General features: G+C 61.3%; 8 protein-coding genes, 1 other RNA gene and 2 pseudogenes. All 11 read right to left on the bottom strand.

The annotated features are described in order from the left end of the window. Window positions 1-3: 3 nt before the first annotated feature. A pseudogene (locus Atep_RS16990) lies at window positions 4-345 on the bottom strand (hypothetical protein); the annotation flags it as partial. A gap of 471 nt (window positions 346-816) precedes the next feature. Beyond that, the gene (locus tag Atep_RS04600; RefSeq protein ID WP_213380485.1) at window positions 817-1,554 is read right to left on the bottom strand and encodes a hypothetical protein; all 738 of its coding nucleotides are present in this window, start codon (window positions 1,552-1,554) and stop codon (window positions 817-819) included. Next, entirely contained in the window at window positions 1,551-3,566 is a 2,016-nt protein-coding gene (gene pglZ, locus Atep_RS04605) for a BREX-3 system phosphatase PglZ (protein WP_213380486.1), read from the bottom strand. Before pglZ ends, Atep_RS04600 begins: the two co-directional genes overlap by 4 nt. Before the next feature lie 3 nt (window positions 3,567-3,569). Further along, entirely contained in the window at window positions 3,570-4,655 is a 1,086-nt protein-coding gene (locus tag Atep_RS04610; protein WP_236786492.1) for an SNF2-related protein, read from the bottom strand. Between the two features lie 29 nt (window positions 4,656-4,684). Continuing rightward, window positions 4,685-5,329 carry a methylation-associated defense system protein MAD4 gene (mads4, locus tag Atep_RS04615; protein WP_213380487.1) on the bottom strand — a complete coding sequence of 215 codons (645 nt, stop codon included), beginning with the start codon at window positions 5,327-5,329 and terminating at the stop codon, window positions 4,685-4,687. Further along, a complete protein-coding gene (locus tag Atep_RS04620) occupies window positions 5,326-6,549 on the bottom strand; it encodes an AAA family ATPase (protein ID WP_213380488.1) in 1,224 nt (407 codons plus the stop codon). The genes mads4 and Atep_RS04620 overlap by 4 nt, the downstream gene beginning before the upstream one ends. Next, window positions 6,546-9,326, bottom strand: coding sequence for a DNA methyltransferase (locus tag Atep_RS04625; protein WP_213380489.1), 2,781 nt, complete (start codon window positions 9,324-9,326; stop codon window positions 6,546-6,548). Before Atep_RS04625 ends, Atep_RS04620 begins: the two co-directional genes overlap by 4 nt. Window positions 9,327-9,397: 71 nt before the next feature. Beyond that, the gene (locus Atep_RS04630; RefSeq protein ID WP_213380490.1) at window positions 9,398-13,126 is read right to left on the bottom strand and encodes a DUF6079 family protein; all 3,729 of its coding nucleotides are present in this window, start codon (window positions 13,124-13,126) and stop codon (window positions 9,398-9,400) included. A 21-nt stretch (window positions 13,127-13,147) separates the two neighbouring features. Further along, entirely contained in the window at window positions 13,148-13,615 is a 468-nt protein-coding gene (gene brxF / locus Atep_RS04635) for a BREX-3 system P-loop-containing protein BrxF (protein WP_213380491.1), read from the bottom strand. 731 nt (window positions 13,616-14,346) lie between these two features. Beyond that, window positions 14,347-14,861, bottom strand: a pseudogene (locus Atep_RS04640) (YheT family hydrolase); the annotation flags it as partial. 58 nt (window positions 14,862-14,919) lie between these two features. After that, window positions 14,920-15,277: a transfer-messenger RNA gene (gene ssrA / locus Atep_RS04645) on the bottom strand. Window positions 15,278-15,314 lie beyond the last annotated feature (37 nt).

Below are 15,314 nucleotides of genomic sequence, written 5' to 3' on the forward strand. Positions count from 1 at the left end.
CCACGAGGTCTCGTCGGCGTGCAGCCTGTCACCGGCCACAATCGCCTCGATCAATTCCGCTTCCGGCAGGGCGACGGCGGCGCCGGCTTCCCGAATCGTCTGGTCCGGCAGGCCGACGCTCAGCCTCACGCCCAGCCACTCGTGCAGAAACTCTTGGGTGCGTCGACGCGAGAGGTGGAAGCGAAAGTGCAGTGCCGCGATCAGGCTCGGAAGCACTTGCGTGCGTCCAAACCCCGGTGCTCCCGGTTGTTTGCCCGCTCGACGCTTCCCCTCCTCGCGCTTCGGGGCCGGCGACTCCGCCGGGGCCGACGCTTCAGTCTCCACCCCGTCACGGCCCTCAGCCACGCCCCCGCCTCCTCGACCTCGCGCCCCTCAACCTCATCACTCGACTCGCCCTCCTCCCCGCGCGAGCGCTCCCACGGCGCTCGGCTCCTGGGCGGACGCGAACTGTGGCTCGGCGTTTGATTCAGCCGCTCGTGCGCCTCCTTCAAATCCTCCGGCAACCGCACCGACAACCCGCGCAACGCCTCCTCCAGACCGCGCAGGTAGGCTTCGTCAAGTTGGCGCAGACTGTGCTCGCTCAGGTGCATCGCTTGGGGATACGGGCTCAACGGACGCTGAAGAGGGGCTTATCCTGGTCTGAAGAACGCAGACGGTCAAGGGGTCTCTGAACGCTTACCCTCAAAAAACAAAATAGCTGATTATTGCCCTATAGCGGGGGTTGCCGATTTTTGGCAAATCGTCTTGTACTGAACGATTCGCAGAAGGCAACTTCTACGGTCGTCGAGTATGCAGGTGCAGACTCCCAAACAGGCGCTAGCCAATAAAACCAAGCGGCTGTCCCTTCATCGCTACGAATAAGTGACTTGAACCTTCTGCTCGAAGATCAAGGTTTGGATTATTGGACGCGATGTAGGTCAAGGGTAGACTCAGGGTAAAGGGAAACAATACCGGCATCGAGTATAGGCCGGATACCGCGACAGGCTTGCGCAAATAGCGCACAGCCGCCTCGATCAGCCATGCCGTGAGTTCTTCGTTATTGATCTCTGTTGGTGCAAGCCGGATCAGGCGCTTGCCTTTTTCCACCCGCTCTACCATACCCCAGCTGGCCTGGCTCTGGATGACCATGTTGGTCATGCGCCGGGTGCCTTCGCGCTCCCCGTAGGTTTCGCTCATGCGCCGATGCACTTCAGAAGACGCGCAATCACCCTGGATGGCGGATAAGCGCCCCACCAACTCGGCCACCTTGCCGAAGAACGGGTATGTCGCTGCGGCCATACCCCAGCACAATGCTGAGACGGGAATGTCCGGCTGCATTTTGTAAATCGCCACGCCGCGATCGGCGTAATCAACCAATTCGGCGCGTGGCTCCAGCCACAGCCGATTCAGTATGGTGCGTGTTTTCTTCTTGGCTTCAACGCCAAGTCCGGCTGCTCCGAGCATTGCATTCAGATCATCCAGTCCTGCTACGCCTGCACGAACATTCAGTGCCGCCGCCGCCCAATCAAGCTGAATGAACCGATCAAAGCCTATCTTTGGGGCTGATGAATTCATTCGGTACCAATCACATAACTGACTTTCACAAAGGGCACGATCAACTCTTCGACCGACACCCCGCCGTGGACCACCACCTGTTCGCCCTCCGGCACGAAGGCGGTTCGTCCGCCTGCGAATAGGGGCATGAAGTTCGCGGGTAGTCCAGCGATGTCCAACCTGACTGTGGAGGGATAGGCCGCAGCGGAACCGGCCAGCAACGGCTCACTTCGGTAGACCCGCACGCGCTCACCGCGCGTCTCGGCAATGACGCCCTGGTTGGGTCTGCCGACGCCGGTGGATTCCACGTTGCCGTGGTCCGCCGTGAGATAGACGTGGTAGCCCTTGTCCAGCAGCAGCGAGAACAGCCGGTCGACGAATCCGGATGTCAGCCAGTTGCCGATCCACATCGCCACGTCTTTCTTGGACCGCTCCTTGTGGAGCCGATCGTCCACCTCATCGATGACCAGGCCCACCACCTTCGGACGCCGGTCGTTCAAGTCCGCCTCAAGCACATCCAGTTGATCGACTTGGCGCAGCGCACGTCGGTACATCACCTCATTCGCGTTGACGCCTTCGTTCTGCCAGAACGTCTTCCACAAGGATTCCTCCTTGTCCATCCGGTCGATGGAGTCATCGAACTCGCGCGGTTTCAGGCCGGAGAACAGCGCCTGGCGCGATACCGATGTCACGGTCGGCAGCCATGCGAATGCGGTTCCCTCGTCGAACGCGAAACGTTTGGTGGTGGCGATCAGGCGCTCCCGGATCTGCACCCACTGGTCGAAGGCCAGCCCGTCGAAGACCAGCAGGGCCACCTTGGTTTCCCCTGCGGACAGACGATGGCGCAAGAAGCGCGGTATGTGGTGCACCATCACCGGGCCTTTGGTGACCGGCTGCAGGATCAAGTCAGCGTAATGTTTGGCTGCAACCCAAGCCTGCAGTTGCTCGTCTGACTGAGCCTGCAAAGTCTTGAGGCGCTCCCGAATCACTGGCAGGTGTTCGCTGTCTTCCGTGCCTGGCAGACCATGCGTGCGGGCCAGGATCTCGCCGTAGCGCTTGGCGAACTCGCTCCAGTCCTTGTGTGACGAGGCTGCCGTTGGGGTTGCCTCGATCAGGCCATCGATGCCTTTGAGCACCAAGGCTTGCAACGCCGCCGGGTCCTGGACGATCCCCGCCTTGATCCAACTCGGCATCCCCGCCGGGACGCTGTGCACCGCCAGCGGATGCAAGCTGCCGTCGAGGAACATGGAGTCGACCAGCACCTGCACATCGGAGTGATCGAACGGGATCTCGATCTTGGCGACGTAGTCTGGCGGTAGCGGTTCGCCCGTGCGCGTGCCGTCCAGCCCCAGCGTTTTCAGGTAGCGGTACCACGCATCCTGCACCACGCGCAGCAGCACGCTCTTGGACGCCAGCCAGGTGGCGACGGGTTGGTCGGCGAACAGCCCCTTGCCTTGAATGATGCCTGCCGCGTGCCCGGCAAACAGGGGCGGCAACGAGCGGTTGGCAAAGTGAAGCCGCAGCAGCTCACGCCAGAAGTCCACCGGGTTGCGAATCGACCTCGGCGCCAGTTGGTAGACGTGTTCGAGGATGAAGTCCTTGGACTCGTTCTCGCCCCGTGCATTCTGCAATTCCGTCTGGTGGGCATGAAACAGTCCGGCAAGATGCTCCGGCTCGACTTGCCGCACTGCACTGTAAGCCAGCTTGGGGAACAGATCGGCAAGACTGAGCCGGACCACACGCCCGTGATGCACGATGTCCCACGGCAACGCATTCGCGTCGGCGCTGCGAAGATGCAGAACCAACGATGGCGCAGGCCCCGGCTCACCCCGATCCCAGGCGGCGCGATAGCGTTCCTCATATTCCGCGCGGAAGGCGAACGGGTCTTCGTACAGCATCAGCTCGAAGCCGCGACCGCGCAGTTCGGACAACAGCTTTTCGTCGAGCAACACGTCATCAGGGTCGCACGCCACCCACAGCCGGGTGAGGTCGGCCGTGAAGTGGCTCAGGATGCGATCCGTCCAAAGGCTCATGCATCACCTCCGACGCGCACCATCATCACGGCACTCAAATCCGGCACGCCGGCCTCCATGTCGTCCAGGGCGGCCATGCGCGCATCGTGTTCCTGTTGCAGTCGCTTGCGCCGGTGCTCGCGCACGGCGGGCAGGCCGATTCGGCTTGCGATTGGCCGTCGAGATCGGCCCACTCATCCGGGCTGGTGTTCTCGAACAGGTTGGCCTGCGGCTGTGGTGCCTCCAGCAGGGCCTGACGCTTTTCCAGCGTGTGCGGATGGCGGCTGTGCTGGACGTCACCAGCCGCTGCATCAGAATCATCAGGAAACCGATGTGGCGCTGCTTGGCGGCCATAGCCTGGTTGTAGCCATGGCGCACATAGTCGGTCACCGCCTCGTAGAGGCGCTGCTGCGAGCCATGTCGTGCCTGCCAGGCCACCGCCTGCAGCCGGGTGACACGCGGCTTGAACAGCGGCTGGCCCTCGGCATTGATGGACGCACGCTTCTCGGTGCGGATCACGAAGGGGCGTACCCGGTCACGGCTGACGCTGCTCTCGTCCGGGAAAGCGTCGCGGTCCAGCAACTGCATCAGTCGCATGAACTGATCGGTCTTGCCCTGGTGCGGTGTGGCTGACAGTAGTAAGAGATAGGGCGAGGCTTCCGCCAGCGCCGCGCCCAGCTTGTAGCGGGCTACCTGGGAGGTCGAGCCGCCCATGCGGTGGGCCTCGTCGATGATGACCAGATCCCACGCCACTGAGATCAGGTCCTCGAAGCGCTCGCGGTCGCGGCTCACCGCGCGGTTCAACGCATAGAGCTGATGCGGAAGCGGCACCACGCTGGACTGGATCGGTGCCGGCAGCAGATTGTCCTCCAGTGCATCCAGCAACTTGGCCGCCGCCGTGGTGTGCAGGATCTGCTCGACGCTCGGGCGCACGCTCTCCAGCGCAGCAAGGTCCACCCCACGGGCGCGCACCACCGCGTCCTTGGCCGGCAGCCAGACGCGGTAGGCGACCTCGCCCCACACGTCTTGGCGATCGATCACACGGCAAGGTGATGCCTGACGGATATGCCGGCACCAGTCGCCGACGGCGTAATCCAGCGAGAGATGCATGGACGAGACTTGAGCTTCCGAAACCATCATCACTCGCCGAGTTCTTGCATGTCAGGCGGGAACCAATGACGAAGTGCATCATAAATCGATCGGAATGAGTCGCACGCTAGCAACTTAGTGATTCCGGCACGACTACCGATTTCCTCGAAATCTCTTGGAGAAATGGTGCGTTTGAGTTTTTCGCGCATGACATATTCGAAAAGCTCTTTGGGCTGATTCCGCTTCAGAGTCTCTGCAGAGATGTTCAGCTTCTGCGCACGCTGCGCGACCCATTCCTCCAACTGCGCAGTTGTCACGTTGCAGTGGGCAGCGACAGCATTTTCGCAATGCCACAACCACTGCTCAAGTTCAGGTACCAGCACTGTGACCGCGCTATTGCCGCTCCAAGTGTATGCATCCAGCTTATTTTGAATTTCCCCAGCAACCTGGATCGAATTCTGCTTATGGTCGCGCCCCGAGCCGTGATGGTCCCACATCAGTATGACCTTGCCGTAAAGGTTCTTCTTCATGCGTGCCAGTTCTGCGCCGCTCTGCACCATTCCTGCATCGCGCTGCGGATGGCGTTCGATATCAAAGCTAATTGCACAAATACCAAGTGCCTGATGTTTATTCAAAATTGATCTCAGGAAGGCCAAAGCATCGGCATCGGCGACGTAGACGAGCAAATCCTTCATTCCAGCACCCCGGCGGCAAAAACGATGCCGAGATCAGGCGTCCCGTCCCAAGCCTTGAGCATGGGATGCTCTGCGCCCGGTGTGATATGCGCCCCTTGCTCGTCACGACTGAAGCACAAAAGCGGCTCCACGCCACATTGCTGCACCACAAATGGCGAATGTGTCGCCAGCAGCATCTGCGATCCGGGAATAGACGATAGAGATCGAAGGATGATTTCCAGTGCCTTGGGGTGTACACCGTTTTCTGGCTCCTCAACCATGTACACCGCGTTTTCATAAGGTAAAAAGGCTGGAATGGTCAGCGCCATCATGCGTAAGGTGCCGTCGGAGAGCACCCAACTCGGCGCCTCCAGACCGTTTTCGTAGCGCAGCATCAAGTATTCGGCGTTGTCTGCCTGCCGCCGGGCCCACCCAATACGGTCCAAGTCCGGCAATGCATAGCGCAAGTGCTCTGTCCAGCGCGCAACGGGCGAGCCTGGCCCAGCCCAGAATGGCCCCAGCCCACCATTTGCACCCAGCAAGCGTCCCACGACTCGCGCCAGGTTGGTGCCATCCAGATCCAGATGCGTCGATCGGGTGGCCGGACACGGCAGGCGCATCGCCGGGCTGTTGAGCTGGAAGTAGCGCACACCTTGCATGAGGAAGTTGCGCACGGCATTTGCCGTTGGATAACGCTCCTCGTCGGGTGGAGTCAAAGCCAGGGTCAGCTTATCGAGGCCGAAATTGAAGGAGTCTTGATAGGTTCCCTTTTCCCGGGAGTAAAAGTCAGTACCTTTAGTGGTTTTTCCTAATAGCCTTTTGGGCTTGACCTTGTTGCTGAACGTCAGCTTCTCCCCGCTGGGCAGCCAGTTCTTGGAATACTGTCTGAGCTGTTCATCTTCCACGCATACGCCCAATTTTGGGTCTTGTCGAATGGCAAGCCGATAATTCAACAAACTTTCAGTTTGTTCCTTAAGTTGCGCGGAAAGATCAAGCCACAGTTCGATTTCGATGGTTCCACCCTGCCGCAACCAGGTCAGGTCGTTGAAATCCGCAATATGGCGCGACTCGACCGCTGAAGCGGGGCCCTGTACCAGGCAGTCGCGCACAAAGTCGATGGCATCCAAAAAAGTGGTCTTACCAACACCATTAGGCCCCACGAGCACATGAAAAGTAGACAGCGGCAAGTTGATGATTTCTTTGATGCCTTTGAAATTGCGAATCGTCAGGCCCACAATCATGATGCGTCCTCCGTTCGGGTCAGCGCCAGGTCATAGAGGGTGAGCAGCTTCTCGTCCTCTTGCAGCGTTTCTTCGGGCAGCTTGTGGGCGATGCGGATGATGGTCTGGTAGTCCTTGGCCGCCCAAGCCGCGCGGAAGCCGGCGCGCAGCACCTCCAGGCGCGACTCCTTGAGCTTACGACCGGTAAATGCCTTGTAGGTCTCGAACTCCTTGAGCAGCGCCTTTTCGCGTTTTTTCTCCAGGTCTTGTGCCTTGTTCGGGTCGGGCACGTACCAACGGTCTTTGGCTTTGGCTTTCAGGCGCGGGTCGGATTTCTCCAGGCCACGCAGCTCCTTGAAGTTGGAGGAAAGGTAGCTGTGGATCTGGCTGGGCACATCGCCTGTGCCGTCGTATTTCAGGAAGTTGTCCTCGAGCAGCTGATCCAGCTCTGGGATGATCTCGCCCTTGCGCTTGGCTGCGCCGATCTGCGGGATGTATTCGGGGTGAATCTCCGACCGGGTCGATGGGCGCTTGAGCAGGAAATTGGTCAGCCAGTCGATGGCACTGCGCTCATCGGAAATGAACAACTCTGCCTGCTTCACCTGCGGGATGCGCGATCGCGCCTTTTCGTATTCGACCAACTGTTCGGGCAGGAACACCATGCCGTTCATCACGCGAAAACGCACGGGCAGCTCCGCCAAAAACTCCGGCGTGGAGATCGGCACCATGGCACCGTGGCGGATGAACCAGGACGCCATGCGGTCGTAGATGCGACGCGGGTCGCGCTCGACGATGTTCAGCAGCTCCTGCTGAAAACCGGACGTGACCTTGACGACCGGCAATTGCTTCAAATGGGTCTGGACGAAGTCCCACGCAGATTCCACGGTCGCGCCGGTGCGATGAAAGCGATCCTCCAGCCCGCCGTTGGGTTTGTAGGCGGAAATCACCAGGTCCTGCTTCACCGCCGTGGTGGAGGTGACCTGCCGGTAGCTGCCCTGCTGCTTGTCCAGGGCGGTGACTTCGGCCACGACGAAGCCCGCCTGTTGCAAGGCCACCTGGATGGCGTTCCACACGGCCGCCTTGCTGTTGGAGAACACCACCGTCATCCAGCGGCCCGGCTTGAGCACCCGGTAATACTCGGCAAAACAGCGCTGCATCAGGTGCTGGTAGTCGGGCAGCGCTTTGTGTTTGAAGCGGTCGATGATGGCCTCGGGCTGGGCGTCGGTGGTGACGCCGTGCCAGGATTCCACCAGAAAGTTGAGGTCGGCGTAGTAGATGTTTTCGCCAAAGGGCGGGTCGGTGAAGATGTAATCCACCGCATCATCGGGCAGCGGCAGCCGGGCGGCGGTGCCGGTGCTGATGGCCGTGTGGCCAGCACTGACTTTGTAAGCGCGAAACGCCTTGACCAGCCGATCCAGTTTGCCGCCGAGGTTGTACCAAGGGCTGCATTCGGCGTGTTGAGAGGCAACGTAATACACGCCGGTCAGCATGCGATTGACTTGCGAGAAATGTGTTGGGCCGTACCGATTCAGCACCGACAAGCCCCACACCGCCTGCTCCACCATGAACAGCAAAAACGCGCGGATGCGCGCATCGGGGTGGGCCTTGGCTTTCTGCCACAAGCGGCCCATGGCCTGCGCGGCGCGCGGCAGGAAGAAGTGGTGGATGTGGGTAATGCCTGCGTAGTCCATCCGCGCCCGCTCGTGCGTCATGTGCATCGGAGGAATTGCGGTCGTCGGCACCGCTGGCGGGAGCGGCATAGCCTCGATTCGCTCAACGAGGCTTAGATCATCCGGACCGGGCTTCTTCTCGCACCGCGATGTCCCGACCGAGTAAACGACCAACGTCGGCACACGCTTTGGAACTTGAATCGTCGTGCCGATGTAGGGATCAAACTTCGTCGTGTAGAGACGCTCTAGTCGAGACTTGGTCAAACCTGCCCCGCAATGTGGGCAGGGAAATTCATTTTTGACGCGCTTGGAGTCTTCATCCAAGGCTTCCTCGATGAAATTCACCTCGCCCGCACACTCCGGGCAGGTGAATACCTGGCTCCACACCGTGTACTCGATCCGCCCCTTGGTTTTGCCATCGGTGTGCAGGGTCTCATACATCCAGCCGATCTCGTGCTCCAGCTCGTCCAGCAACTGCCGGCCGGCGCGGGCGAAGGCTTCCACGTCGAACGGCAGGTTGTAATTGGCGGCGATGAAGGTGGCGGCGGGCGAAAGATCGTTGAGGATGACGCGCCGCGCGCCCCACCTGGGGGCGGGCCGGCCTTGCTTTTTCCATGCCTGTTCCAGCTCCAGCCGGTAGCTCGCCGGGGCGCAGCCGCACCACTGCGCGGCCACGCCGGTCATGCCCGAACCGGCGAAGCCATCGAGCACGAGGTCGCCCGGCTCGGTGTAGTGCAGGATCGAGGGCACGATGGCCAGATGCGGCACCTTGGTGTGGTAGCTGTGGGCCTTGTAGATGGGGTCGGTCTTGCCCACCGAGACATCGATGGCCAAAGGCTCGCGGCGGTAGGGCTGCGCCGGGTCGTAGGGCCGGCTGTAGTGCTTGACGAAATCCGCCAGCCACGGGTTGGGGCAGGCGGTGTAGTAGGGCGGGTCGGACATGGCGAGGATGGCTTCGTCCGTGCCCTGCGGGAAGCCTTCCTGCTTGCGGAATGCCGGGTCTTTGAGCTTTTCGGCCAGCAGTTTCAGGAAGTGTTCGCGCCGTGCTTCATCGCTGGGGAAGGTTTGGCCGAGGCATTCGACGGGGCCGGTTGAGCCAGTTTTCTGGCCGTGCAGTAAGTTTTTCATCCGTTCGTTCCTCAAATTCTTCTTGTCATCGCCGTCTCGCCAGCGCCGATTTTTGGTTCTCATCCGCCACGTCACTCAATCACAAAGCGCAGCTTGGTCGCATCCTTGCCCTTGCAGCGCTCGTTCATGAAGGTGTCGAAGCGACGGCGCAGGTCGTCCGGCGTGGCCGGCGAGCCGCCCAGCAAGAGCGCCTGCTTGATCTCGTCGCCCTTGACCGCGATCTTCTCCAGCCCGGAGAGTGCTTCCTGCACGGCGTTGGCAAACTCAGCCGTCATCTGGTCCGGCAGCTTGCGTGAGTCCAGGAAGGCGTCGATCAGCTTCTTGGATGCGGGCGGTAACAGGCCTAGGCTGTCCTGTGTGAACGGATCTTCCAGGTTTTCCAGCAGGGTCTGCTGCCAGTTGGCCAGCAGCGTGTCGAGATCGTCGTCCAGTTTGCGCAGGCGGTTGGCCGCCGGGATCAGCTCCGACTGCTCGGCAGACGGGCGGAACTGGCAGTGCGGGCAGACCGGTGTGCCGGCCAAGGTCGGCTCATCCAGTGCGGAACAGCTCTTCAGACTGTTGAGGGATTCCTCGAAGGCGGTGAGCTGGCTGGTGGGCATCAGCGACACGCCGGCCAACACACGCAGCGCCAGCAGGCGGTCGTCCTTGCGCAGGGCGTTGCGGGTCTTGTCCTCGGCCACGCCCAGCCGCGCCTTGCTGTGGCTGGCGATGTAGGCGGTGATGTAGTCCTTTTTGAGCTGGTTGAGCGTCTGCCGGTATTCGGCGGCATGCTCGGCGGTGCGGTCCCGGCTCAGCTTTTCCAGTAGTGCCTTGCGGGCGGTTTCGGCCTGTTTCACCCACGGGTGTTCGGCGGGTAGCACCATCTCGGCCTGCGAGAGATAGGACGCCGTGCTGCCCAGCTCGACGACCAATCCGAGCAAACGCTCGACGGCGGCCAGGATCTCCAGATTCTTCTTCTGGCCGTCGATCTCTTCCTGTGTGACGCGCAGGTTCTTGAGCTTGCCGACGGTGTTGTATGGCGCCAGCGACTCGGTGAACTTCTTCAGCGAATCGAGCCGGGCGTGCCAGTCTTTGGCTTCTTCCTCCCGCAGCAGGTTCTGGCCCCAGAAGCTGAGCTTGCCTTGCTGCAGGTCGGAGCCGGCCTTGAGGACACGCGGCACCAGTGCACTGACTTTCTCCTGCAGCTTGATGACCGGCTCGGTATCCCCCTGGCTGGCCTTCTGCGCCAGGCCGGACGGCAAGTCGAACAACTCGAACAAGGCGCGCAGCACCGCGAGGTTGATCTCCTTGGGCACCTCGATGTGCTTGAACTGCTTGAGCTCTTCCAGCGAACGCTCTGTGATCTGCACCAGCTTGCCGGAGTCGATCTTGTCGCCGGTGATCGCCAGTACGATGTCGCCGGAGTAGACGAGGCCGCCGAGCACGACCACGAGCAGATCAGGCTCTAACCGGTATTTGTTGGGCGCGAAATACTCGATGTCGGACGTTCCCGACAGCAGTTCGCTGCGGTTGAGCACCTGACCGTGGCCCTTGGCCTTGAGGCGATTGAGCACTTCCTGCGCGTAGCGGGAATTGGCCGGATCGACGCGGTCGCCATCGAGCAACTCCAGCGCATCGAGGATGGCTGCGGCATCCTTGGTGCGCGTGCCGCCGGCCAGGGCGCGCAGCGCATTGCCCACCAGTTGCTTGCGGTTGGCTTCGGTGACCAGCACCGAGAAGGTGGGGTACTCGGGCGCGATGTCGGCAAAGTGCCGGCCCAATGCCAGACCGGAGACGGTGTTCACCACGTCGCGGAAGTTGATGCGCTCGTCCGGGCCCAGTCGCGCACGGTCGCGCAGTGACACGCCCTTGGACCAGTCCTGCAGCGTCTTGGTCTTGCCCTGGTAGGTGACCTCGAACGCGGTCATCTGTTTTTCTTGCAGCCACTTGCTCATGGACCGCAAGGAATCCTGGGCCTTGGACTGGTAGATGGCTTTTGCGCCACCGCTGGCGGTCGATGCCAGATCCAGTGCCGCGGCGTATTGCGACAGGTAGCGTTTGTAGTCCTCGTCCGGCGACTTCAGGCGGAAGAACACCTCGTCTGCCAGGTTGTTGTCGCTGAACTTCGGCTTGTCGAAGGGCTGAATGAAGTAGATGTAGAAGTCGCGCTCGGGCTGGGCGGTGGGCCGGTCGTTGGGCGCGCCAAAGAACAGGTAACCCATGCGCTCCACGCGGCGCTCCTGCCACTCGATCCGGTACTGCCAGATCTGGAAGCCGGGGTAGCGCAGATCGTCGCTGCACTCCATCAACGCCTTGATGGCGCTGTAGTAGGCGCGGTCCAGTGCGTCGTCGGATAGGGCTTCGGCGCGCTTTTCGATCTGTGCGTCGTAGTCGATGTCTTTCTTGAGGTCGAGGTAGTACTGCTCGGTGTCCGGCGCCTTGGAGATGAACTGGCCGTTGACGGTCTTCAGGATTTCCCGGAGGACCGTCTGCACCATCGACAACAGATTTTCGGACGGATCGCCCGGCATGTCATCCACGCCCGGCTGGAACAGGCACAGCGCGTCACGCAGCTCGGCCGCCGTGGGGCCGATGGGCACATGGATGTCGCCGCCCGTGGTCAGGCGGTGCACGGCCAGGGCGTGAATGATGCGCAGCGCCATGGCTTTGTAGGCCGGGCGCGTGAAGGCCTGCTGTACGCGCGACTCCAGCACTTCGGAGACGCGCATGACTTCCTTGATGTTCGGGTCGGCGCGCAGGACCGAGTTGGCCTTGACGGTGTTCCAGAAGCTCTCGTAGCTGATGAGCAGCGGCTTGTCGGCGGGCACCTCCTGGTCGAGGATCGCCAGCATGGCGGCCTCGATGGTCTTGAGCGCGCCGCGCTTTTCGGTGAAGTGGATCTGCTCGAAGGTCTTCAGGTAGTCCGGGTGCACCGGGAACAACCGCACGTATTCGTCCATGCGCTCGTTCATGGAGCCGTAGAACTTGGCGAACGGCGTGAGGTATTCGCGGATCTTGTTCTGCTGGTCGGCCGTTTTCTTGAGCAGGCGCGCAGAGACGACGAAGCTGACGTCCTGGCGGTCGATCAGGATCTGGGTGAAGCGCTCATTGACGCGGCGCATACTGTCGGCCACATGCTGAAAGCGCACGCTGTCGAAGATGGCTTCCTGCACACCGGCCACGAAGCGGAACTTCAGATGCTTGGTGACTTCGCCGATCTGACGAAGGATGGCCAAGTCCTGCACCAGTTCGTGGTCGCGACGTGATTGCAGGTACTCCAGGAACTCGTCGACAACCAGCAGCACACCCTGGCCCGGGAATTTCTCGCCGAACGCCGCCATCATCTCCTCGAAGGAGTCCTTGTTGTTGAGCTCCTTGTCGGCGGTCGGGAAGGTGTAGTCGACGCCGAGCTTTTCGAGGAAACGCTCAAGCTGCAGGGTGATGATCTGACGCAGGGGCATCTGCAGCCCACCCACCTCGATACGCAGCACCTTGAAGCGACCGGCGATCGGGGCAACCGCTTCGGCGACCTTCGGGTGGCGGATCAGCGGCACGTAGGCGGCATCCTCGGCCACCAGCGACAGCACCGACATCAAGTGCGACTTACCGGTGCCGTAGTTGCCGACGATCAATACGCCCTTGTGATCGACCGAGTCGTCGAAACTGAGCTGGGGAACCATGAGCTTGGAGATCCGCTCGGCCATGTCGTCGGAGATGACATAGGTCGCAACGAGCTTCTTGGCCTCGTCCGGGCGCCCGGCATCGAGCAGCTGAATGACTGATTCGATCTGCTCGAACTGGATCAGATCTCCGTATTTCATGTTCTTATCCATAGGTTGCTCTTATTGGCTTTGCGTCATTTCGAGTATGATCACACCGTCACGGCTGTAGTCACGATGTTCTGGGTGGCTCATGTCGGCGTACACCAAGCGATCACCGCGCAGCTCGCCCGGCCAGACGGCCACGACGCGCTTGGAATGAGCCAGCCGCCTGATGATGTCAAGCGGGTTGATCTGCAGGCTCGGCTCGAACAGCAACTCGAGGTTGTCGAGCAGCAGCGGGGCTTCGGTTCGTTCCTTGTCCGCGATCTCCCGCAGCAGTTCGCCTGCCGAGAAGCCGCGCTTGTTGTTCGGCGTGGCGGCCAAACGGCGCCCCAGCTCCAGGCCCACGTTGAGCGGCTCGATGTTGAGCTGAGTGCCGAGTTGGCGCAGCAAATGGGATTTACCGCTATGTCTGGGACCGACCAGCAGGATCAACTTGCTATTGAGGACGCCGATTTCGCCCAAGAGGCGTTCGAGTTTTTTCAGCACCCCTGTTCATCACCTCGATGCGTCTGATTGGGTTGTTGAGAAGGGCTCGGTCTTTCAGGCGGGCACCATGGCGGCGCGGTCCGATTTCGCTTGTCTTGCAACGATGGTACGACAGCGGAGCGTCCACAGGTAGGCACTGGGGGGCGGCGCTCACCGGGAAGCTGAGGACGCGGGCCGGGGCCGATGGTGAGGCTGTGGTCGTGCTGAAACAACCGGCGTTGCAGGTGTTCGAGAAGAAAGCGAAGCCGACCAATACGCCACCGTGCACTGATGATTCGCTTCCCGCACTCAATGTCCGGCGATGGGCACTCCTTGAGGCACTGAGCCTATAGCCCGAGCGGCAAGCCCCAGAAGAATCCGCCGAGCAGCGCGCCAATCGCGAGCACTGGCGGAACAAAACCCGTGCTCAACGCCGGCCCCCAGAGAGGAAGCATCCCGGAGTGGGTCTTGACGACCTGTTGCAAACGGAGCGGATTTTCACCGCTATCCCTGGTCAACCTAACTCTTTCAAGCTCCGGCCTTCAGGCCGGGGTAGTTGATGGCGGTCGTGTCTCTCTGTTGGTCTAAAGCGCGCGTATCGCCCGCCGGTTCGTCGCCCCTGATCGTGTTCCGCCCAACCACGCATCAAGCGGCGTTTTCCATCCACGCTCAACGTTCGCGCAGCGCGGTCTCGCGAACCCAATCGGCGCGAGCGTAGCTGTTGCCTGGAAATTCTTTTTGTAGCGTGGTTTCCCGCCGTGCGCGGCCGGTTCGAGCGTCACGCCGGGACCGAGTTCGTGCGCCCAAGGGACGGTGGTCGGGAACATGAAGGGATCATCCGCCGCCTGGAGGATGAGCGTGGGCGTGTGGATGTCGGCCAGAAAGGGCCGACAACTGGCGCGGGTGTAATAGTCGAAGACGCCCGCGAAGCCGTTGAGCGGTGCGGTGATCCGGTCGTCGAACTGGTTGAGGTCGCGGATGGCGTCCAGGTCGACAGCCAATGGGAAGGGACGCTCGGCGAACTTGCGCCGCAGACTGGCCTTGAGCTTGTCCAGCAGATGACGCCGGTAGAGGCGTGAGCCGCCCGGATCCAGCCGCAGCATGGCATCGCGCAGCACGAAGGGCACCGGACGGCCGCCGCCCGTTGCAGCCGTGGTGCGGGGGTCTCACCCAGATACTTGAGCAGCAGATTGGCCCCGCAGGTGGGCGCTATCCCGCCGTTGCCCGAGATCGTGCGCCAACGGGCTTTAGCCGCCAAGGGCGTGCCGTGAGTTATTGAGAAGTTACGGCTTCGGGATGTCTTGGAACGGCTTGAGACGGGTGTTTGGTGGAGGCGGCGGGAATCGAACCCGCGTCCGCAAGCCCTCTGCCATTGGTCCTACATGCTTAGCCCGCTTTATTGTTTTTAGCCTTCCGCCGCCCAAGGGGCAGGGCGATCAGTCGGCGATTCCGTTAGGTTTTAGTGGTTCGGGTCCGGACGCCCGTCACCACGATCCTATGTGTTTTTACCCCAGGAATCCGCCGTCCATAGGCAGGCAGCGGTCTGAGGCCCGCTGGGATTAAGCAGCGAGAGCGTAGTTGTCGTCGTTGGCAACTATTGGTTTGCGGATGGTTTTACGAGGTTTCCCGCACCTCGGCATGCACCTCAGGTTTTGCGACCCACGTCGAAGCCATGTCGCCCCCAGGTGAGAGGTTTGTCAATATAGGGAAGCTTTGGTTC

Origin of the sequence: Allochromatium tepidum, assembly GCF_018409545.1 — a bacterium.
GTDB classification, from domain to species: Bacteria; Pseudomonadota; Gammaproteobacteria; order Chromatiales; family Chromatiaceae; genus Thermochromatium; species Thermochromatium tepidum_A.